This is a genomic window from Paeniglutamicibacter sp. ZC-3 (assembly GCF_025847175.2).
Classification (GTDB): Bacteria; Actinomycetota; Actinomycetes; order Actinomycetales; family Micrococcaceae; genus Paeniglutamicibacter; species Paeniglutamicibacter sulfureus.
In genome coordinates, this window is sequence record NZ_JAOYTG010000010.1 from 1 (window position 1) to 19,324 (window position 19,324).

Genomic DNA, 19,324 nt, shown 5'->3' on the forward strand with positions numbered 1-19,324 from the left:
AATCATTCTGTGCAAGCACAAAAGTCATCGTTCGACTTGCATGTGTTAAGCACGCCGCCAGCGTTCATCCTGAGCCAGGATCAAACTCTCCGTAAAAAAATACAGACACAACCAACACGCCGACTGGAAAAAATCGACCGGGCTGCACCAAGCAAAACATCCTGGCAAATTGCCCCAGGCATCCACACGGGGGTGCGGACCCTGAAACCATTCACCAATAAAATAAATAAATTGGTATCAACAAACTTGGCACACTATTGAGTTCTCAAACAACAGACACTTCCAACACCCACAACCGGACTAACAATTCCTACCGGCGCTTCGCTCTGGAGCAACTTGAATAATTTATTACATGTTCTTCGCTTTGTCAAACCGGCTTATCGTCGATCTAATTTGCTAAAAACACATCTTTCCTTCAACGAATAAACGTTGTTAGAAGAATTCTTTTGTCATTCGCGGCTGGTAGCTTTTCGCTTGCCTTGGCCGCGGCGACTTAGAAAACAATACACACGTTTCCGCGTCCCGGCAAATCGACGGATCCTGCACACCATGACCCCGGATTCCCCCGAAACAACCGGGATTAGGCGCAAATCGGAGCCCAAAAGGCAAAAACCGGGGCGAGGTCGTCGCCGTGATTCACAGCACTCCCCCGCCCCGGTTCAAATTGCGTTGTCAGCAAGCCGGAAATTCATTTCCCTATTTAGGAGACCTCAACAACTGCCAGGTTCTTTTTCCCGCGGCGTACCAAAAGGTAGCGACCGTGCAATAGGTCCTCTCGGCTAACGACTGCTTCGTGGTCCGAGTACTTCACGTTGTTCACGTAGGCGCCGCCTTCACTGATCGTGCGCCGGGCGGCCGACTTCGATTCGGAAAGACCGGAAGCCATCAATACCGAGATAATATCCAGATCCTCCCCGGTAACAGTGGTGCTTTTTAGCTCCTGGGTCGCGGCCCTGAGCGTCGCTTCGTCCATATCGCCCAATTCGCCCTGGCCAAAAAGGGCGGCCGAAGCTGCGATGACCTTTTCCGTGGCATCCACACCGTGGACCAACGATGTCACGAGGTAAGCCAGTTCCTTCTGGGCCTTGCGGGCGAAGGGACGCTCGGCAACTTCTTTTTCGAGTGCCTCGATCTCTGCACGGGAAAGGAAAGTGAAGACCTTCAAGCGCGAAATGGCATCGGCATCCGCGGTGTTCAGCCAGAACTGGTAGAAGGTGTACGGGCTGCACATCTCTGCATCCAGCCAAATGGCGTTGCCCTCGGACTTGCCGAACTTGGTGCCGTCGGAGTTGGTGATCAACGGGGTTCCGTAGGCGTAGGCGCTCTTGCCCTCGGCCTTGCGGATCAAGTCGGTGCCGCTGGTGAGGTTGCCCCACTGGTCGGAGCCGCCGGTCTGCAGCGTGCAACCGTAAAGCTGGTGCAGCTTCAGGTAGTCGTAACCCTGCAGCACCTGGTAGCTGAACTCCGTGTAGCTGATGCCCTCGTCCGAGTTCAGACGGGCGGCAACGGTTTCTTTCTTGATCATGGTGCCCACCCGGAAGTACTTGCCAACCTCGCGCAGGAAATCGATGGCACTCAGGTTGGCGGTCCAGTCCAGGTTATTGACCATGCGGGCCGCGTTCTCGCCCTCAAAGGAGAGGAAGCGGGAAACCTGCGACTCGAGCTTGCCCACCCATTCGGCAACCGTTTCCTTGGTGTTCAGCACACGCTCGGCCGTCTGGCGCGGATCACCGATCAGGCCGGTGGAGCCGCCAACCAAGCCCAGGGGCTTGTGGCCGGCCAACTGCAGGCGGCGCATGTTCAACAGCTGTACCAGGTTGCCCAGGTGCAGGGACGGGGCGGTGGGATCGAAACCGCAGTAATACGTAATGCTCTCTCCGGAGAGGACCTTTTCCAGCTCGGTTTCCTCGGTGGACACGTGGACCAGGCCACGCCACTTCAGTTCCTGCCAGACGTTTTCAAAGGACGGATCATTACGTTGTCCCGACAGTGCGGGATTCTGCTCAATTTCAGACACCCTACTAAATTAGCAGTCTCGGCCCCGAATTACGCTTCCGAGTCAATGCCCGCAGGAATCGAGCCCTCGGCCAGGATTCGCAGGCGCTGCGTGGTGCGGGTCATCGCAACATACAGATCACCGACGCTGCCCTCGACTTCGTCGATCAACTCCTGCGGTTCCAAGACAACCACCACATCGAATTCCAGGCCCTTGGCCTCGCGTGCACCCAGCACCACGATGTCCTGGCTCAAGCCACCGGACCCGCTTCCCACACGGCGGCCGAATTGCTCGACCACGGCGGAGCGAACCTGGGCCAGACGCGGCTCGGGCACGATGACGGCCAACAGGCCGCCGTCGGCGATCGCGACTTCCCCGGGTAGAACCTCACGGAGCTTGGGCAGCAACTGCCCCGGTTCCAGCCGGTCCACCAGCGGCGGCCACTGGCCCTCGCGCACTGCCTTCGGCGTGGAGATCTTCAGTCCCGCGGCGTGGGCAACCCTGGTCGCGGCAGCGGCGATCTGCATGGGGGTGCGGTAGTTGACCGTTAGTTCCTCCAGGGTGAAGCGCTCGGCCACGAACGGCTTCATGGCCTGCGCCCAGCTGTTGGCGCCCGAGGCCGAGGAGGTCTGGGCGATGTCGCCGACCACCGTGAAGGACTTCAGGGGGCAGCGGCGCATCAGCAGTCGCCACTGCATCGGGGACAACTCCTGGGCCTCGTCGACCACCACGTGCCCGTAGGCCCAGTTGCGGTCGGCCACGGCACGCTCGGCTGCCGTCTGGCGTGCCTCGGTCTCCTGGTTCATATCTGCCAGGTCCTGGGCCTCGACGAGCCCGTCGATGCCGGCGTTGAAGAGCATCTCGTTGACGTTGCGCAGGGTCGCCTCGGCGTTTTCCAGGTCCCGCTTGAGCTGCGCCTCGACACCGGCGTCCTTGTTGCCCACGGCCTTGAAGTCGCCCAGCAGTTCGGCTGCCTCATCCAGCAGCGGCACATCGGACTCGGTCCAGGGCGCCCCGGGCTTCCGGTGCAGCGCCTTGAGCTCGCGGGCGTTCAGCTGCGGAGCGGCCGCGGCGAGCAGGTCTTCCTTGGCGAAGAGTTCCTCCAGCAGGGACTGCGGTGTCAGCGGCATCCAGCACAGGTTCAGGGCAATGCGGACATCGCGTGATTCGCGCACTTCCTGGACCAGGTAGCTGCGGTCCACGGCATTGCCGTTGCCCGAGGAATCTTCAAGGACCTGCTGCAGCTGCGTGGCCAACTCGCGCACCAGGATCTTGGTGAACACCTCGCGGGCCTCGTTGTGCGGCTTGCGGGAGGCCCGCGCCTTTTCACGCGCATGACGCACCTGGCCGCGGGTCAGCACCAGCCGGGTACCCTCGACCACGACGCGGCGGTCCTCGGCCAGCAGTCGCTGGCGGTTGGAAACCGCCTTGGCCACGACCTTTGCCATGAAGGCCTTGCCCTTGATGCGGGCGGCCTCCCGGCTGTGCTCGGGCACGGCACGCAGGCCCGGATACAGCTCGCCGACCGAGGACATGACCACGCCGGTCTCGCCCAGGGAGGGCAGCACGCGCTCGATGTAGCGCATGAACGATGATGAGGGGCCGACCAGCAACACGCCGGCGCTCTTGAGCCGCTCACGGTGTTCGTAGAGCAGGAAGGCGGCACGGTGCAGTGCCACCGCAGTCTTGCCGGTGCCAGGTCCACCCTGGACCACCAACACTCCGGCCAGCGGGGAGCGGATAATGCGGTCCTGCTCGGCCTGGATGGTGCCCACGATGTCGCCCATGCGCCCGGTGCGCTTCTGCGTCAGGGCGGCCATGAGAGCGCCCTCTCCCTGCAGGTTGTCGTTTTCGCCGAAGAGTTCGGTGTCCAGGACCTCGTCGTCGATGCCCAGCACGGTGCGCCCGCGCAGCATCAGGTGCCGGCGGCGGCGCACTCCCTGCCGGTGCAGCGCGGTGGCCTGGTAGAAGGCGGCGGCCTCCGGGGCGCGCCAGTCGACCATCAGGCGCGTCAGGTCCTCGTCGGTCATGCCGATGCGGCCGATGTAGCGCGGGGCGCCGGGTTCCTCCCCGGAACGGTTCATGTCATCGTCAAGGTCCAGCCGGCCGAACACCAAGCGGTCCTCAACGGCATTCAGCTGCGCCAGGCGGTCTTCGTACAGGGCGGCAAAGGAGTCGCGTTCGGACACGTTCTGGATGGATCCCTGCGCCCCGCCGCGGCGGGTGCGGGTGAGCTGCTCGAGCTTTTCGGCGCGCAGCTCATCCAAGCGGGTATAGAGCATCGAAACGTAGTTGCGTTCGGCGTCGAGCTCCGGTTGAACGGTCGTGGACTCTGACATTCAGCACTCCCTGATGGAACAAATCGTGGACAGACCAGTTTACGCTCTGCGGCACCGAGCATTTGACCGAACGCCTTGGGGCGACCGATGCGGATACGGCAGGCGGGTGTTGCTAGACGAGCTGGAGCGAATGGACGTGCAGGCCGGAGAGCTTTTCGCGCCCGCCCAGGCCCTGGAGCTCAAGGACCACGCCGACCCCGATGACCTGTGCGCCGACCATTTCCAGCAAACGGGCGGCGGAGCCGACCGTGCCGCCGGTGGCCAGCACGTCATCGAGAATCAGCACCCGGGTGCCGGGCGCGACATCGTCGCGGTGCAATTCCAGGGTCCCGGTCCCGTATTCCAGGGTGTATTCGTCGCGGTGCACCTCACGGGGAAGCTTTCCGGCCTTGCGCACCGTGACCATGCCGGTGCCCGTGGCGTAGGCGGCGGCCGCGGCCAGCACGAATCCGCGGGCCTCGAGCCCGGCAATGACGTCGAATTGGCCGGAAAAGGGGGCGACGATCTCATCGACCATGCGGCGCAGTCCCGCCGCGTCGGCAAAGGCCGGGGTCAAGTCCTTGAAGGAAATCCCTGCGCTGGGGTAATCGGGAACGATTTCGCACAGTCGGTCAAGGAGGTCGCTTATGGTTTCAGGCTCTGGATTCACCCGACAAGTCTAGTCCCTTCCGCCGCGCACCTTGCGCGGTGCCGCCTTCCGGTACGGCGAGACGCTGGGCTCGCCCGGGAGCCAGAACCGGTACGGGTATTCTTCCCCGCCGCCGTCCCCCGCCACCCCGGTGCGCGGACCGGCCAGGTAGCCGGCCGGGGCGATGGCCAGGTTCCCCAACGCCAGGTCGGGTCCCGGCGGCACGGCGGTGCCGTCGCGGAAGCGCGCCAGGTTGTGTTCCAGCGTCAGCCCCAGCCCCTGGGCCAACCGGGCAGGCCCGCTGAGTAGCTGTGCCTCGGGTCCTTTCGGGTTTCCCCGTCTGGCCAACACCGTGTCCAGGCCCGAAACGACTTCCCCGGCGCGCATCAGCACGGCCGAGGCTGTTCCCTCCTGCCCGCACACCACATTGGCGCAGAAGTGCATCCCGTAGGTGAAGTACACATACGCGGTGCCCGGTGGGCCGAAGAGCCCGGCATTGCGGGCGGTCTTGCCCCGGTAGGCATGGGAGCCGGGATCCTGGTGCCCGTCGTAGGCCTCGACCTCGGTCAGTCGCACCACGACCAGCCGCCCGCCGATGAAGGTGGAGACATGGGCGCCGAGCAGGTGCGGTGCCAGTTCCAGCGACGGCAGACCTAGCAACCCAACGCGGTCCGGGCTGTTCACGACGCCCCCCTCCTTCCGGATATCCCGGTTGCCTAGTTGTCGGCCTTCAGCTTGACGGCCCAGGGTCCGAGCTCGGGCAGGTCGGTGCCGTCGGCGGCGGCGGTGGCCTGGACCGGTCCCAGCGGCTGGCGGCCGGCGAGCCAGGCGGCCAGGTCGAAGGCGGTGCCGCTGAGCACCGTGGTCGCCTCGCCCTGTCCCAGGGTGATGCGCTGGGCACCGTGGGGCTGGAGGATGTAGCGGCGGGATTCGGGCACCCGGGCCTCGAGCGCGTCGAAGAGGTGCGCACAGAATTCCGGTTCCCAGTCGGCGACGGAGTTGCCCAGGGCAAGGTCCGAGGTGTGGATGACCAGCTCGCGCCAGATGGCATGGAAGAGGTCTTCCACACTGCCTCCCTCACGGAACCCTGTTGCCAGGGCCCACTCCGCCGGGCTGATGCCGCGGATGCTGGATTCCAGTGCGTCGAGGGACTCGGTGACGCGGGCCACCAGCGCCTCGGGGCGCATCAACGCGGTGATCTCGATGGAGTCGTCGCGGGCCTCCATTCCACCGTCGTACATGGGGAAGGGTTCCTGGGCACCAGCGGTGTCCAGCTGGCGCGCTGCGGCACGGCTGAACCCGTCCAGGTGGGCGAGCACGTGTGCACGGCTCCACCCGGGAAGGGCGCTCGGCTCGGCGGCGGCCGCATCGTCGACGGTGGCCATGGTCTCGCGAAGGGTCGACAAGGCGGAGAGGATCCGAGTCGTCAGGTCCTGTTGTGTGAGCTCACTCATACTGACCACCTTATCCGGCCCGGTAGCCGGAAATCACGCAGGCGGGGCCCCCCGAATGGTGGGCCCCGCCTGCGAGGGAACTGCGGGCTTGCTAGCCGGCGTACGTGCGCACCGGAACCAGCGCGTCCTTCAATGCGGCCAGCTGCGCCGCAACGGCCGAGGGTGCGGTTCCGCCCTGTGCCGAACGGGAGTTCAACGAGCCCTCGGTGGAGAGCACGGTGCGGACCTCAGGGGTCAGGTGCCCGGAAATCCCGGCGTATTCGGCGTCGGAGAGGTCCCAGAGCTCCACGCCCTTGGACTCGGCGAGCTTCACGGCCGCGCCGGAGAGCTCATGGGCCTCGCGGAACGGCACGCCCTGGCGGACGAGCCACTCGGCGATGTCGGTGGCCAGGGCGAAGCCCAGCGGTGCGAGCTCGGCCATGCGCTCGGTGTTGAACTTCAGCGTGGCGATCATGCCGGAGACCGCGGGGAGCAGCAGTTCGAGGGTGTCGGTCGCGTCGAAGACCGGCTCCTTGTCTTCCTGCAGGTCGCGGTTGTAGGCCAGCGGCAGTGCCTTGAGCGTGGCCAGCAGCCCGGTCAGGTTGCCGATCAGGCGCCCGGCCTTGCCGCGGGCCAGTTCGGCCACATCCGGGTTTTTCTTCTGCGGCATGATCGAGGAGCCGGTGGAGAAGGCGTCGTCGAGGGTGACGAAGGAGAATTCCTTGGTGGCCCAAAGAATGATTTCCTCCGAGACGCGGGAGAGGTCCACCCCGATCATGGCTGCCACCCAGGCGTATTCGGCGAACACGTCGCGGGCGGCGGTGCCGTCGATCGAGTTCCACGCGGCGGAGTCGAAGCCGAGTTCGGCGGCCACGGCGTTGGGGTCCAGGCCCAGCGAGGAACCGGCCAGGGCACCGGAGCCGTAGGGGGAAACAGCGGCGCGCTTGTCCCAGTCCGCCAGGCGCTGCACGTCGCGCAGCATCGCCCAGGCGTGGGCCAGCAAGTGGTGGGAGAGCAAGATGGGCTGGGCGTGCTGCAGGTGGGTGCGGCCGGGCATCGCGGCGTTGGGGTGTGCCTCGGCCTGTTCGATGAGCGCGTCGATGGTTGCGACCACACCGCGGGCAATGATGCGGGCGTGGTCGCGCAGGAACATGCGGCCGAGCGTCGCAATCTGGTCGTTGCGCGAGCGGCCGGCGCGCAGCTTGCCGCCCAGTGCGGTTCCGGCGCGCTCGATCAGCCCGCGCTCGAGGGAACCATGGACGTCCTCGTCGGAGTCGGAGGCGACGTAGGCACCGGAGACGACATCGGCCTCGAGGGTGTCCAGCGCCTTGATCATGCCGCCGAGTTCGGCTTCGTCCAAGAGTCCGGCGGTGTGCAGCACGCGGGCGTGGGCGCGGGATCCGGCAATGTCGTAGCGGGCAAGCCGCCAGTCAAAGTGCGTGGACTTGCTCAGCGCCGCCAGGGCGTCCGCCGGGCCTCCGGCAAATCGTCCGCCCCAGAGTGCACCTTCGTTTGTTGCCGATCCCATGTTCATCCTTCCGTGTACCCGTCCCGGGCACCGGTTCGAGAGGTGTCCAAATCCAGTGTCCATCCTAGTGCAGGGCGGTTCCCCGGCCCCGGACGCAACACCCGATATCTAATACTTATTCACTAGTCTACATAATTATTCATCTACGATGTCACCGCCATTCCCCTGGCGGCAGCCCGGTACGATTTGGGGTATGACCGATTCGAACACCCCCGACGCGCTTTCCGATGAAGAGCTCGCGTTCCTGCACTCCATTTTCGACCTGGCCCGCGAGGGAAAAACCGAGAAGCTGATGGCCATCCTCGACCAGGGAATCCCGGCGGACCTGACCGACGCCAAGGGCGACACCCTGATGATCCTGGCTGCCTACAACGGCCACGACGAGACCGTCTCCGGCCTTCTCGAGCGCGGCGCCGACATCAACCGCCTCAACGACAAGGGCCAGGGTGCCTTGACCTGCGCCGTGTTCCGCAAGAACGAACCACTGACCCGGATGCTGCTGGCCAACGGCGCGGACCCCCACTTAGGTGCCCAAAACGCCTTGGCCGTCGCCCAAATGTTCGACCTGCCCGAGTTCAAGGCAGTCATCGAGGAATATCTCTAGGACAGGTCCCGCGGACATTGCCTTTCCGGCTTCGGGCACCGCGCTGAGACGGATCTAGATTCCGTCCGCGCGGTTCCCGCCGGTGCCACACCAATCCCCCAAGCCCTTGCTTTTGGCCTCCTGATCAGCTTTGCGCTAGTCACGCCTGAGAATCCGCTGTATGCCCCTCCACAAGATCAGGACTGGCGCGTATCGTGGTGCTTATCAGGTGTTCTGGATCACTGACAGGAGCAAAGAAATGCATATCGACATCGTGCGTGGAGACATCACCGAACAAAAGGTCGATGCGATCGTCAATGCTGCAAATCCATCCCTGCTCGGTGGCGGTGGTGTCGACGATGCCATCCATGCGGCCGCTGGCCCCGCCTTGTTGGCCGAATGCCGGAAGCTCAGGGCCACGACCCACCCCGACGGCCTCGCCTCCGGCCTTGCCTTGGCCACCGGAGCCGGCGACCTACCCGCCCGCTGGGTCATCCATTCCCCCGGGCCAAACCGGCACGTCGGGCAGACCAACCCCAAGACGCTTTCGCAGTGCTTCACCAATTCCTTGTACGTTGCCTCGCGCCTCGGTGCCACCAGCGTGGCGTTTCCGGCCATTGGTGCCGGTGCATACGGCTGGGACCCGGAGGACGTTGCCTCGATCGCCGCCCACGCCATCCACGAATGGTTTGAGACGTACCTGCATTCGACATCGATCCACCGCGTCGTGCTGGTTGCCTACAACGACAAGGTTGAATCCGCATTCCGCAAGGCCTTCAACACGCCGCGCACCGATAGCGAACTGGTCCACGGGCCGTAGCATGCCGGCGCGCACGCCGCGCGCGATCCTGCATTCGGGGCACCCCGCGAATTTTGCGCGCGGTGCCCCGAATTTTGCGCGCGGTCCCAACAAGACCCAAGCACTCGGTGCCCTTACCGTGGCAAGAGAAGCGGCGGGTGCGGCCTCAGCCCGATTCTGACGCCTTGGCCGACATCCCGCCCACGCCGGCCTGCAATCCGCCGATGTAGTCGGTCGCCGGGCCCCATCCGCCCGGGACCAATTCGAAGACTATCTCCCTGCCGTCGCGGCGCCGTCTGGCGAGGCCGGCGTCCAGAAGGATCCCGAGATGCCTGGCCGCGGCCTGCCTGCTGATGCCCAACGGTTCACTGAGTCGCGACGCACTGCTCGCCTTCTCACCTAGTAGCACGAGCATCTCTCGCCGCGTAGGGTCGGAGAGCGCTGCAAAAATCAATTGGGTGGAAGCCGGTTCAGGCTGCCCGGTCATTTTCCGTCCAAATAACGCTGCGCCGCCAGCATCTCCGCTTTCCAGCCCTGGGTGTTGGCGCTGATGGCGTGAGCATGCTCATCGGCACCGAAGTCAGCGAATCCGCTTTCCATGACGCGCAACCTCACGGCTCCGGAATGTGTGGGTTCGATCCAGAATTCAACGAGGGTGTTGGGGACGGGATCGTCCCATGCATGACCCCCCAGGGAACGGAACGCGGCATAGCGGGGCGCCTCGAGGGTGATTGTCTCGAATTCGAATTTTCCATAGATCGCATCGTAAACGGTTGAGAATGCACCGTCGGTTTCGATCCGATGCGTCGTGATGGCACCGCCGTTGATGAACCATCCCGGTTCACTGATCAGTTCCCAGACGGATGCGCCCGTGGCATTGATGTCGATGGATGCCTCGATGGCATCCTGACGTTTGACGTCCATGTGTTTTCCCCTCAAAACGAGAAGCCCTTGTGCAACAGAATGGTTGCACAAGGGCTGTGGTTGCACAAGGGTTACCGGCCGGTAGTCGCAAGGCCCTCCGGCATTCCGCGACCGTCCGCGGAAAAGACCTCTCCGCCGCCGGGACCGGCGATCATGCCGCTTGTTCCGACGATGACACCGATGAGGATCGCCAGCAAGAGAAGCGTTACCAGGATTGCACCTAGCATCGCCGCCTTCTTGGAAGGACCCATTCCAGGCTCCTGGGACTCCTGCGACCGTGCGACTGGTCGACCTGGCTACTGCGGGTCGGCCAGAGCCAGGAAGCGCGCTGCAACCTCGGCCCCACCGTTGACGTCGCGGGTCACCAGCATGACGGTGTCGTCCCCGGCGATGCACCCCAGGATCTGCGGCATCGTGGAATGGTCGATGGACAGGGCCAGGAAATTTGCCGCACCTGGCGGGGTGCGCAAAACCACGATGTTGCCCGAGGCCTCGGCGGTAATCAGCAATTCAGCGCACTGCTTGGCCAGCTTGGCATCGTGCACCTCCGGGCTGACCCCAACCTGGGGGCTGCGGTCACCGCCCTCCTGGCGTACCGCATAGACCAGTCCCCCGTCGGCCCCGCGCACACGCACCGCGCCGAGCTCCACCAGGTCCCGCGACAACGTTGCCTGGGTGACGGCCATGCCTTCCTCAGCCAGCAGGACCACCAACTCGGCCTGCGAACGCACAGTGCGGGTGGACAGGATGGCACCCACCCGCGCCTGGCGCGCGATCTTTGTTGTGGGCTGGAACGAGGCGGGGGTGCTCATCGGTTCGAGTTCACTCCCGGCACCTCGGCCAGGTTGGACTTGGCCATCAACCAGCCCATGATGGCCTTCTGGGCGTGGACGCGGTTTTCGGCCTCGTCGAAGACCACCGACTGGGGTCCGTCAATGACATCGGCAGCGATTTCGTAGCCGCGGTAGGCCGGCAGGCAGTGCAGGACGATGGCGTCCTTGTCAGCGTGCGCCATGGCGGCCGAATCCACGGCGTAGTCGCGGAAGAGTTCCATGCGCTGCGCCTTCTCGTCTTCCTGGCCCATGGAAACCCAGGTGTCGGTGGCCACCACGTCGGCGCCGGCCAGTGCGGCAGCGGCATCGGTGGTGACAGTCACCGAACCGCCGGTTTCGGCCGCGCGCTTCTCGGCAGCCGCAATGATGTCAGCACTCGGCAGATAGCCCTCCGGTCCGCAGATGCGCACGTGCATCCCGGCGGTGACGCCGGCCAGCAGGTAGGAGTTGGCCATGTTGTTGGCCGAGTCGCCCAGGTAGGCCATGGACAGGCCGGCAAGCGTGCCCTTGTGCTCGCGCACGGTCAGCAGGTCCGCCAGCAGCTGGCAGGGGTGGTAGTCGTCTGAGAGGGCGTTGATGACCGGGACGTTGGAGTTCTCGGCCATTTCCTCCAGGCCGGCCTGTTCGTAGGTGCGCCACACGATGGTGGAGACCATGCGCTCAAGGACCTTGGCGGAATCGGATATGGACTCCTTGTGGCCCAACTGGGATTCGCCGGAGTTGATGATCAGCGGGGAACCGCCGAGCTCGGCAATGCCGGCGGCGAAGGACACCCGGGTGCGGGTGGAGGTCTTGTCGAAGAAGACGACAACCGTCTGCGGGCCGGCATACGGCTTGTATCCGTACTTGTCCTTCTTCATGGCCAGGGCCAGGTCAAGGACCTCGGTCTGTTCGGCCTGCGTGAGGTCAAGGTCGGTCAGGAAGTGGCGAACTGTGTTGGTCATGGTGCTGTGGTCCTATTCCTGGGTGCCGGCAACGGCCGCGGCATATATCGCGGGCAACGCTGCTACGAAGGTGTCGAGTTGTTCGGTGGTGATGATCAGGGGAGGTGCCAGGCGCAGCGTGTTGGGGCCCGGGGCGTTGATGATGAACCCCGCCGCCAATGCGGCGGTGACAACCGCCGGGGCCACGGCGGCCGCCAGGTCGAAACCGATGAGCAGCCCCTGGCCGCGGACAGCCGTGACGAAGTCGAGCGCGGCGAGCTTGGTCCGGATCTCCTGGCCCACGCTTCGCACCTGCGCCAGCAGGTCCTGGGATTCTATGACATGCAGGGTGGCCAGGGCCGCGGCGGTGGCCACGGGGTTGCCGCCGAACGTCGTTCCGTGCTGGCCCGGGGTGAGCAGCCCGGTGGCCTCGGTGCCGAAGACGACCATCGCGCCAATCGGGAATCCGCCGCCCAGGCCCTTGGCCAGTGTCATGGCGTCGGGGATGACCCCGGCGGAGGCGAACCAGTCGCCGGTGCGGCCGATGCCCGTCTGGACCTCGTCAAAGACCAGCAGCGCGCCGGCGGCCTCGGTGATCTCCCGTGCCTCACGCAGGTATCCGGTGCCGAATTCGATGACCCCGGCCTCCCCCTGGATGGGTTCGATGAAGACCGCGGCGGTGGTTTCATCCACCGCTGCGCGCAGCGCCTCGATGTCCCCGGCCGGGATCCATTCGACCCCGCCCGGAAGCGGCTCGAACGGCTCGCGGTAGGCCTGCTTCCAGGTCAGCGCGAGCGCGCCCATGGTGCGGCCGTGGAAGGCTTGCTCCAGGGCAATGATCTTGGTACGCGGTGCTTCGGGCGTGCCCGCGTTGCGGCGGGCCAGCTTGAAGGCAGCTTCATTGGCCTCTGTGCCGGAGTTGGTGAAGAACACCTTGGAGCCCTCCGGTGCCGAGCTGAGCTCCAGGAGCTTTTCCGCCAGCGCGATCTGCGTGGGGCTGGTGAAGAAGTTGGAGATGTGTCCCAGGGTGGCCAGCTGCGAGGAAATCACCGAGGTGAGCAGCGGGTGGGCGTGGCCCAGGGCGTTGACGGCGATCCCGGAGAGCAGGTCGAGGTATTCCTTGCCGTCGGCGTCCCACACGTGGCAGCCTGCCCCGCGCACCAGAACCTGTTGCGGGGTGCCGAAGACACCCAGCAACGAGTGGTTGTAGCGGGCGAGCAATTCGCTGCCCTGCAGGGCGCCCAGGGCGCCCGTTTCCTGTTCAATGATCTCGTTCATGCCTTGTCCTTGGGAATGACTTGGGTTCCGACGCCGGCGGAGGTAAAGACCTCCAGCAGCATGGAGTGTGGTTGGCGGCCGTCGACGATGTGGGCCTGGCCCACGCCCTCGTCCACGGCCTTGAGGCAGGCCGCCATCTTGGGGATCATCCCCGATTCGAGCTTGGGCATCAGGGCGCGCAGCTGCTCGGCGTCCATCGATGAGATCAGCGAGGACCTGTCCGGCCAGGCCGCGTACAGCCCCTCCACGTCGGTGAGGATCACCAACTTGGAGGCGCCCAGGGCGCTGGCCAGTGCCGCCGCGGCGGTGTCGGCGTTGACGTTGAGCACCTGTCCGGTGGGGTTGTCCTTCTCGTCGACCTCCGGGGCCACGGTGGAGACCACCGGAATCTTGCCGGCGGCCAGCAGGTCGAGGATCTGGTCGGGCTTGACCCCCGTCACCTCTCCCACCAGTCCAAGGTCCACGTGCTGCCCGGCAATGTAGGTCCCGGTGCGCACTGCCCGCAGCAGGGCTCCGTCCTCGCCGGAAAGTCCCACCGCGTAGGGTCCGTGGGAGTTGATCAGGCCGATCAGTTCGCGCTGCACCTGCCCGGTGAGCACCATGCGGACCACGTCCATGGCCTCGGGGGTGGTGACGCGCAGCCCGCCCTTGAATTCGGACTCGATGCCCAGGCGGCTGAGCATGGAGTTGATCTGCGGGCCTCCCCCGTGCACGACCACGGGGTTGATGCCCACGTGGCGCAGGAACACGATGTCTTCGGCAAAGGCGCGCCGCAGGTCCTCGTTGATCATGGCGTTGCCGCCGTACTTGATGACCATGGTGGTTCCGGCGAAGCGCTGGATCCAGGGCAGGGCCTCGATCAGGGCTTCGGCCTTGCGCTGTGCCACGTCCATGGGCGTTGGCGTTGGCGTGGGTTTGTTCTCAGACATGCTCTTAGGTGCTTCCTCACTGAAACGATTGAGCCGGGGCACTTGCGTCGCCTAGCTGCTGTAGGCCGAATTCTCGTGGACGTAGTCGTGGGTCAGGTCGTTGGTCCACAGGCTGGCTTCCTGCATGCCCGCGTTGAGGTCGATTTCCACCAGGACGTTGCGCCCGGAAAGGTCCACGAGGTTGCGGTCATCGCCCACCCCGCCCTTGCGGCATACCTGGACGCCGTTGATGGACACGTTCAGCTCGTCCGGCTCGAAGGCCGCCTTGGTCGTTCCCACCGCGGAGAGCACGCGTCCCCAGTTGGGGTCCTGGCCGAAGATCGCGGTCTTGAAGAGGTTGGACCGGGCCACGGTGCGCGAAACCTCGACGGCGTCGTCCTCGGTGGCGGCGTTGAAGGTGCGGATGGTGATTTCATGGGCGGCGCCCTCGGCATCGGAGATCAGCGCCTTGGCCAGCTCGACGCAGACCTCGGTGAGCCCGGCGGTGAATTCCGCGACGTCGGGCGTCGTTTCGCTGGCGCCGGAGGACATCAGGATCACGGTGTCGTTGGTCGACATGCAGCCGTCGGAATCCGCCCGGTCGAAGCTGACGCGGGTGGCCTCGCGCAGTGCGGCATCCAACTGCGCCGGTTCCAGCACCGCATCGGTGGTGATGACCACCAGCATCGTGGCCAGCCCGGGGGCGAGCATGCCTGCGCCCTTGGCCATGGCGCCGATGGAGTACCCGGATCCGGCGAACCCCGCCTGCTTGGACACCGTGTCGGTGGTCATGATGGCGGTGGCTGCAGCAGCTCCCCCGTCGAATTCATTGCCGGAGCCCAGTGCCGCGGCGGCCGCGTCCACGCCGGGCAGGATCTTGTCCATGGGCAGTTGCTCGCCGATCAGCCCGGTGGAGCAGACCAACACGTCCCCGCTGGAAACGCCCAGGACCGTGGCCACGTGTTCGGCGGTGGCGTGGGTGTTGGCGAAGCCCTCGGGGCCGGTGCAGGCGTTGGCGCCGCCGGAGTTCAGCACCACGGCGTCGGCCCGGCCGTCGGAGATCACCTGGCGCGACCAGTGCACCGGGGCCGCCGCCACGCGGTTGGAGGTGAACACGGCTGCCGCGTCAAAGCGCGGGCCGTTGTTGCGCACCAGGGCAAGGTCCGGGTTTCCCGAGGCCTTGAGCCCGGCGGTGATACCCGAGGCGCTGAAGCCGCCGGGGTAGGTGATTCCCATGGGTGCGTTGCTCACGGTGCTACTCCTTCAAGTGCCAGGCCGGCGGTTTCCTTCAGGCCCAGGGCGATGTTCATGGATTGGACGGCTCCGCCTGCGGTGCCCTTGGTGAGGTTGTCGATGACCGCGGAGACGATCACGCGGTTGGCGTGCGGGTCGAAGGCCAGCTGGATCTGCGCGTGGTTCGAGCCCATGACCGACGAGGTTGCGGGCCACTGGCCTTCGGGCAGCAAATGCACGAATGGTTCGTCCTGGTAGGCAGCCGTCCACGCAGCGCGCAGCATTGCCTCGTCCACACCGGGCTTGACCCTGGCGGTGGCGGTGGTGAGGATGCCGCGCGGCATCGGCGCCAGGGTCGGGGTGAAGGAGACAGTCACCGGGACGCCGGCGGCCTTGGAGAGACCTTGTTCCATTTCCGGGGTGTGGCGATGGGAGCCGCCCACGCCGTAGGGGTTCATGGAGCCCATCACCTCGGAGCCAATGAGGTTCACCTTGGCGCTCTTACCCGCTCCCGAGGTTCCGGAGGCGGAAACCACGACCACGTCCTCGGGTTCCAGCAGGTCGGCCGCGAAGCCAGGCACGAGGGCCAATTGGACCGAGGTCGGGTAGCATCCGGGCACCGCAATGCGCTTGGCGCCGACGAGCAGTTCCCGGGCTCCGGGCAGCTCCGGCAAGCCGTAGGGCCAGGTTCCGGCATGGGAGGAGCCGTAGAACTTTTCCCAGGCCTCCGGGGATTCCAGGCGGTGATCGGCCCCGGCGTCGATGACGAGGGTGTCGGCGGGTAGTTGGGCAGCGATCTCGGCGCTGGCGCCATGTGGCAGGGCCAGGAAGACGACGTCATGTCCGCGCAGTTGCTCGACCGTGGTTTCCACCAGGACCCTGTCGGCCAGCGAATGCAGGTGCGGGGCGAGCTCGCCCAGTCGCTGGCCGGCATTCGAGTGGGCGGTGATCGCACCGATGGTCACGTCGGGGTGGTTGGACAGCAGGCGCAGGACCTCGCCGCCGGCATACCCACTGGCTCCGGATACAGCTACTGAAATCGTCATAACCCAACCCTACTACGCATTTATGCATGATAGCTAATAAATATTCATTTGTTTGGTCCCGCAACGCAACATCGGGACCCTGGTCACGGGCCCCTGGGGGCCCGAACGCTATGGTGGAAACAAAGCCAAGCGCCGACCCAAGGAGTCCAGCACGTGAGTTCCCATGCAATTATCGCCCGTCAGGCCGGAGGACCCGAAGTATTCGACTATGTTGCGTCGCCGATGCCCTCCCCCGGGCCCGGACAACTGCTGGTCAAGGTCGCTGCCGTTGGCGTGAATTTCATTGAGACGTACCAGCGCTCGGGCGTCTACAACGTCAAGTATCCCTTCACCCCGGGCAGCGAGTGCGCCGGCACCGTCGAGGCCGTTGGCGCGGGCGTCACCGATTTCGCCGTCGGGGACCGGGTGGCCACCACTGAAGGCTCGCGCACCTATGCCACCCACACGCTGCTGGATGCCGAGAAGGCACTGCCCGTCCCGGAGAATGTGTCGCTGGAAACCGCCGGCGCGCTGCCGCTGCAGGGCATCACGGCCCACTACCTGGTCAATTCCAGCTACAACGTGCAGCAGGGCGACACCGTGCTCACCTATGCCGGCGCCGGTGGCGTCGGCCTGCTGTTGATCCAGCTGCTGAAGCTGCGCGGGGCCACCGTCATCACCACCACTTCGACTCCGGAAAAGGCGGAACTGGCGCGCGCCGCCGGCGCGGACCATGTCCTTTCCTACGACGAAGTGCCGGTGCGCGTCCGAGAAATCACCGGCGGCAAGGGCGTCGATGTCGTGTACGACGGCATCGGCAAGGACACCTTCGAAGGGTCACTCGAAGCCCTCAAGATCCGCGGCACCCTGGTGCTCTTTGGCGGAGCCTCGGGCCAGGTGCCGCCCTTTGACTTGCAGCGCCTCAACGCCCATGGTTCACTGACCGTGACCCGACCCAAGGTCGCCGACTTCCTGCTTGATGCCGAGGAGCGACGCTGGCGTTCCGGCGAGCTTTTTGAATTGGTCTCGCTCGGCAGGCTCGACGTCCGCATCGGGGCACGCTTCCCGCTGGCCGAGGCGGGCAACGCCCACACCGCCCTTGAATCCCGAGCGACCACCGGTAAAACCATCCTCATCCCGTAGCCACGATCCAATCGTTGCCGAACCACCACGGGCCGCCACCCCGGAGGACAGACTCCCACGTGGCGGCCCGCGCCGTGCTTACCCGGAATCAGCGGCCGCCCGCTGATGCCCGAGTGTGTTCAGGAATCGGTTTTCATCCTCTGGCTGTTGTGGCCGCACCGCGATGCCTTGCCGAAGTCGTCAGCGGAGTGCGCGCAGGTATCTCCGGCGTACGATTCGCTGCGCGACAAGAATCAACGGGTACAGCGCTCGCCACGGTTGCCGCGATGCCGCCCGGGTGAGGGATCGTACGGTGAGTCGCACGTCATCGCCGTGACGGCTCACGATAAATGCTTCCTCGCCGCAAACGGGGTGCCCCGGCAGCGTGCGATACGCAAACCCGACCCGATCCGGGCTATCCACGACTGCGACAACTTCCACGGGCTCAAGGACGGTGGCACCGAACAGGTGCACCGTGACGTCCACGCGGTCGCCCTGTCTCACCGGAGCAGCTGAACTCACCGTAAACCCGCTCGCTGTCTTCACCTTCCAGCGCAGCACGTCCGCGATGACGCGTTCCCACACCAGATCCCCGGTTCCAATGAACGACGAGAATTCCGCGCGACGATACTTACCGTCGCCCGGCGGCCAATGGGCAAGATCCGGACTGGTCACGCGCCACTCTCCTCACAATCCAAACAGATGCCGGGCAAGTTGGGTCTGGGTCCATTCCTACTACAGTCCCGTACCCAAAAGAAGCCGCCCGTGGACAATCCCAACAGCACATCAGGCGATTCCCACCGCCCCACCTACTCGATTTTCCCAGGCCTCCGGGCCAGGGGCCCAAACGAGGCTGCCCACCAAATGGGGAGGAAGCATGGCACCCAGGGAGTCGAGGCTTTCTGGATCAAGATCCAGCACGCGGAGTCCGGGGCTATGCAACAACGGGTGAACGTTTTTCCCGGCAACCACGGGAATGCCGGCCTCACCGGCCAGGCCCTCCCCGCTGGCCTTGGCGACCGCTTCCTTCAGGGCCCACCATCTGGCCCGAAGCCGCTGCCGTTCGGACTCCGGCAACAGTTCGAGTCGTTCTCGTTCTTCCCGCGCGTAGGCATAATCCTCGAGCATGCCGCCGTCTCCGGAGGAAAACGCCCTGTCGTCCAGGTCGGCCAGGTCAACGCCCAGCCGACTGTTCGCCGGGGCCAGCGCAAGCAGCAGCCAGCCAGCAGTCCGTGCGTAGGAGAGGGAAAAAGACTGCCCGGTCTTCGCCATCCGGAGCTTCGGGGTCCCGTGCGCCACCGACGCGCATTGCTGACAATACTGGGTGAGCTCCAGCTCGCCCGGACGAATCTCGCGACCCGAAGGCATCGCACGATTCAACAGGTCCGCCGCCAATACCCGGACAAGGATCCGTCCTGCCACAAAGTCGTCGCGTGGTCGCCCGGCAAGGTATCCGCCGGCACGGGCGAGTTCGTCGGGCAGCAATCGGACCTCGGGATGCGTCGCGGCCTCCGCCAACGGGGCGGCCGCCCACAAAGGGGCCGAGAGTCCCGCCTCAAGACTCTTGCCCGGTACGTCGTGCATTCGGATTGCGCTCCTTGTTCTGCCGGTTCGACTGCATCGAGTATCCCGCATCAGGGCTCGAAGCCGGAACCAATTCCGATACACACAGTGGGCACTGCGCCACATATTGGTTTGGGCTCCCGCGCCCGGCTTCAACCCGACCGGCGCTCCTGCCCAGGCCCGGGCATTGGCCCCGCTGGCAGGGATCG

Annotated in this window: 20 protein-coding genes and 1 rRNA gene; 3 read left to right on the forward strand and 18 right to left on the reverse strand. The window is 65.2% G+C overall.

The window, feature by feature from the left end:
* The 7 genes from OIU93_RS11635 to argH form a co-directional block, all read right to left on the reverse strand.
* Positions 1 to 96, reverse strand: a 16S ribosomal RNA gene (locus OIU93_RS11635); the annotation flags it as partial.
* A gap of 604 nt (positions 97 to 700) precedes the next feature.
* On the reverse strand, positions 701 to 2,017 hold the full coding sequence (gene tyrS / locus OIU93_RS11640) for a tyrosine--tRNA ligase (RefSeq protein ID WP_302262505.1): 1,317 nt from the start codon (positions 2,015 to 2,017) through the stop codon (positions 701 to 703).
* Positions 2,018 to 2,046: 29 nt separating this feature from the next.
* Positions 2,047 to 4,335, reverse strand: coding sequence for a UvrD-helicase domain-containing protein (locus OIU93_RS11645; protein ID WP_264270246.1), 2,289 nt, complete (start codon positions 4,333 to 4,335; stop codon positions 2,047 to 2,049).
* A gap of 112 nt (positions 4,336 to 4,447) precedes the next feature.
* Positions 4,448 to 4,984 carry an adenine phosphoribosyltransferase gene (locus tag OIU93_RS11650; RefSeq protein ID WP_264270247.1) on the reverse strand — a complete coding sequence of 179 codons (537 nt, stop codon included), beginning with the start codon at positions 4,982 to 4,984 and terminating at the stop codon, positions 4,448 to 4,450.
* Positions 4,985 to 4,993: 9 nt separating this feature from the next.
* The gene (locus OIU93_RS11655; RefSeq protein ID WP_264270248.1) at positions 4,994 to 5,647 is read right to left on the reverse strand and encodes a DNA-3-methyladenine glycosylase; all 654 of its coding nucleotides are present in this window, start codon (positions 5,645 to 5,647) and stop codon (positions 4,994 to 4,996) included.
* A gap of 32 nt (positions 5,648 to 5,679) precedes the next feature.
* Positions 5,680 to 6,417, reverse strand: coding sequence for a maleylpyruvate isomerase family mycothiol-dependent enzyme (locus OIU93_RS11660; protein WP_264270249.1), 738 nt, complete (start codon positions 6,415 to 6,417; stop codon positions 5,680 to 5,682).
* Between the two features lie 91 nt (positions 6,418 to 6,508).
* Positions 6,509 to 7,924, reverse strand: coding sequence for an argininosuccinate lyase (gene argH / locus OIU93_RS11665; protein WP_264270250.1), 1,416 nt, complete (start codon positions 7,922 to 7,924; stop codon positions 6,509 to 6,511).
* 193 nt (positions 7,925 to 8,117) lie between these two features.
* Here argH and OIU93_RS11670 point away from each other — a divergent pair, with 193 nt between their 5' ends.
* Positions 8,118 to 8,528: an ankyrin repeat domain-containing protein gene (locus OIU93_RS11670; RefSeq protein WP_264270251.1), complete on the forward strand. Its 411-nt coding sequence runs from the start codon at positions 8,118 to 8,120 to the stop codon at positions 8,526 to 8,528.
* A 238-nt stretch (positions 8,529 to 8,766) separates the two neighbouring features.
* Positions 8,767 to 9,327: an O-acetyl-ADP-ribose deacetylase gene (locus tag OIU93_RS11675; RefSeq protein WP_264270252.1), complete on the forward strand. Its 561-nt coding sequence runs from the start codon at positions 8,767 to 8,769 to the stop codon at positions 9,325 to 9,327.
* A gap of 145 nt (positions 9,328 to 9,472) precedes the next feature.
* On the opposite strand, the gene OIU93_RS11680 is transcribed toward OIU93_RS11675, so the two are convergent.
* The 9 genes from OIU93_RS11680 to argC are packed head-to-tail and all read right to left on the reverse strand — an operon-like array spanning position 9,473 to position 16,451.
* The gene (locus tag OIU93_RS11680) at positions 9,473 to 9,793 is read right to left on the reverse strand and encodes a helix-turn-helix transcriptional regulator (protein ID WP_264270253.1); all 321 of its coding nucleotides are present in this window, start codon (positions 9,791 to 9,793) and stop codon (positions 9,473 to 9,475) included.
* A complete protein-coding gene (locus tag OIU93_RS11685; RefSeq protein ID WP_264270254.1) occupies positions 9,790 to 10,281 on the reverse strand; it encodes an ATPase in 492 nt (163 codons plus the stop codon). Before OIU93_RS11685 ends, OIU93_RS11680 begins: the two co-directional genes overlap by 4 nt.
* A 20-nt stretch (positions 10,282 to 10,301) precedes the next feature.
* On the reverse strand, positions 10,302 to 10,481 hold the full coding sequence (locus tag OIU93_RS11690; protein WP_264270255.1) for a hypothetical protein: 180 nt from the start codon (positions 10,479 to 10,481) through the stop codon (positions 10,302 to 10,304).
* 45 nt (positions 10,482 to 10,526) lie between these two features.
* The gene (locus OIU93_RS11695; RefSeq protein WP_264270256.1) at positions 10,527 to 11,042 is read right to left on the reverse strand and encodes an arginine repressor; all 516 of its coding nucleotides are present in this window, start codon (positions 11,040 to 11,042) and stop codon (positions 10,527 to 10,529) included.
* Positions 11,039 to 12,007, reverse strand: coding sequence for an ornithine carbamoyltransferase (gene argF, locus OIU93_RS11700; RefSeq protein WP_264270257.1), 969 nt, complete (start codon positions 12,005 to 12,007; stop codon positions 11,039 to 11,041). The genes OIU93_RS11695 and argF overlap by 4 nt, the downstream gene beginning before the upstream one ends.
* A gap of 12 nt (positions 12,008 to 12,019) precedes the next feature.
* A complete protein-coding gene (locus OIU93_RS11705; RefSeq protein WP_264270258.1) occupies positions 12,020 to 13,264 on the reverse strand; it encodes an acetylornithine transaminase in 1,245 nt (414 codons plus the stop codon).
* Complete coding sequence (gene argB, locus OIU93_RS11710) at positions 13,261 to 14,193, reverse strand: acetylglutamate kinase (RefSeq protein ID WP_372342915.1); 933 nt, start codon at positions 14,191 to 14,193, stop codon at positions 13,261 to 13,263. The genes OIU93_RS11705 and argB overlap by 4 nt, the downstream gene beginning before the upstream one ends.
* Positions 14,194 to 14,244: 51 nt before the next feature.
* The gene (gene argJ, locus OIU93_RS11715; RefSeq protein WP_264270362.1) at positions 14,245 to 15,408 is read right to left on the reverse strand and encodes a bifunctional glutamate N-acetyltransferase/amino-acid acetyltransferase ArgJ; all 1,164 of its coding nucleotides are present in this window, start codon (positions 15,406 to 15,408) and stop codon (positions 14,245 to 14,247) included.
* Between the two features lie 11 nt (positions 15,409 to 15,419).
* Positions 15,420 to 16,451 carry an N-acetyl-gamma-glutamyl-phosphate reductase gene (argC, locus tag OIU93_RS11720; protein WP_264270259.1) on the reverse strand — a complete coding sequence of 344 codons (1,032 nt, stop codon included), beginning with the start codon at positions 16,449 to 16,451 and terminating at the stop codon, positions 15,420 to 15,422.
* Positions 16,452 to 16,604: 153 nt separating this feature from the next.
* Here argC and OIU93_RS11725 point away from each other — a divergent pair, with 153 nt between their 5' ends.
* Complete coding sequence (locus OIU93_RS11725; protein ID WP_264270260.1) at positions 16,605 to 17,573, forward strand: quinone oxidoreductase; 969 nt, start codon at positions 16,605 to 16,607, stop codon at positions 17,571 to 17,573.
* A gap of 180 nt (positions 17,574 to 17,753) precedes the next feature.
* Here the strand turns inward: OIU93_RS11725 and OIU93_RS11730 are convergent, their stop codons facing one another.
* Both OIU93_RS11730 and OIU93_RS11735 read right to left on the reverse strand, forming a co-directional pair.
* Positions 17,754 to 18,227: a DUF1990 family protein gene (locus OIU93_RS11730; RefSeq protein WP_264270261.1), complete on the reverse strand. Its 474-nt coding sequence runs from the start codon at positions 18,225 to 18,227 to the stop codon at positions 17,754 to 17,756.
* Positions 18,228 to 18,338: 111 nt separating this feature from the next.
* Positions 18,339 to 19,136, reverse strand: coding sequence for a 4'-phosphopantetheinyl transferase superfamily protein (locus tag OIU93_RS11735; RefSeq protein WP_264270262.1), 798 nt, complete (start codon positions 19,134 to 19,136; stop codon positions 18,339 to 18,341).
* Positions 19,137 to 19,324: the final 188 nt, after the last annotated feature.

Excerpts from the sequence above, each read along its gene's own strand:
- OIU93_RS11670 (WP_264270251.1), top strand. The coding sequence starts at position 8,118 with ATGACCGATTCGAACACCCCCGACGCGCTTTCCGATGAAGAGCTCGCG.
- argH (WP_264270250.1), bottom strand. The coding sequence starts at position 7,924 with ATGGGATCGGCAACAAACGAAGGTGCACTCTGGGGCGGACGATTTGCC.
- argC (WP_264270259.1), bottom strand. The coding sequence starts at position 16,451 with ATGACGATTTCAGTAGCTGTATCCGGAGCCAGTGGGTATGCCGGCGGC.
- OIU93_RS11680 (WP_264270253.1), bottom strand. The coding sequence starts at position 9,793 with ATGACCGGGCAGCCTGAACCGGCTTCCACCCAATTGATTTTTGCAGCG.
- OIU93_RS11690 (WP_264270255.1), bottom strand. The coding sequence starts at position 10,481 with ATGGGTCCTTCCAAGAAGGCGGCGATGCTAGGTGCAATCCTGGTAACG.
- OIU93_RS11705 (WP_264270258.1), bottom strand. The coding sequence starts at position 13,264 with ATGAACGAGATCATTGAACAGGAAACGGGCGCCCTGGGCGCCCTGCAG.
- OIU93_RS11735 (WP_264270262.1), bottom strand. The coding sequence starts at position 19,136 with ATGCACGACGTACCGGGCAAGAGTCTTGAGGCGGGACTCTCGGCCCCT.
- OIU93_RS11645 (WP_264270246.1), bottom strand. The coding sequence starts at position 4,335 with ATGTCAGAGTCCACGACCGTTCAACCGGAGCTCGACGCCGAACGCAAC.
- argB (WP_372342915.1), bottom strand. The coding sequence starts at position 14,193 with ATGTCTGAGAACAAACCCACGCCAACGCCAACGCCCATGGACGTGGCA.
- argF (WP_264270257.1), bottom strand. The coding sequence starts at position 12,007 with ATGACCAACACAGTTCGCCACTTCCTGACCGACCTTGACCTCACGCAG.
- OIU93_RS11675 (WP_264270252.1), top strand. The coding sequence starts at position 8,767 with ATGCATATCGACATCGTGCGTGGAGACATCACCGAACAAAAGGTCGAT.
- OIU93_RS11695 (WP_264270256.1), bottom strand. The coding sequence starts at position 11,042 with ATGAGCACCCCCGCCTCGTTCCAGCCCACAACAAAGATCGCGCGCCAG.
- argJ (WP_264270362.1), bottom strand. The coding sequence starts at position 15,408 with ATGGGAATCACCTACCCCGGCGGCTTCAGCGCCTCGGGTATCACCGCC.
- OIU93_RS11660 (WP_264270249.1), bottom strand. The coding sequence starts at position 6,417 with ATGAGTGAGCTCACACAACAGGACCTGACGACTCGGATCCTCTCCGCC.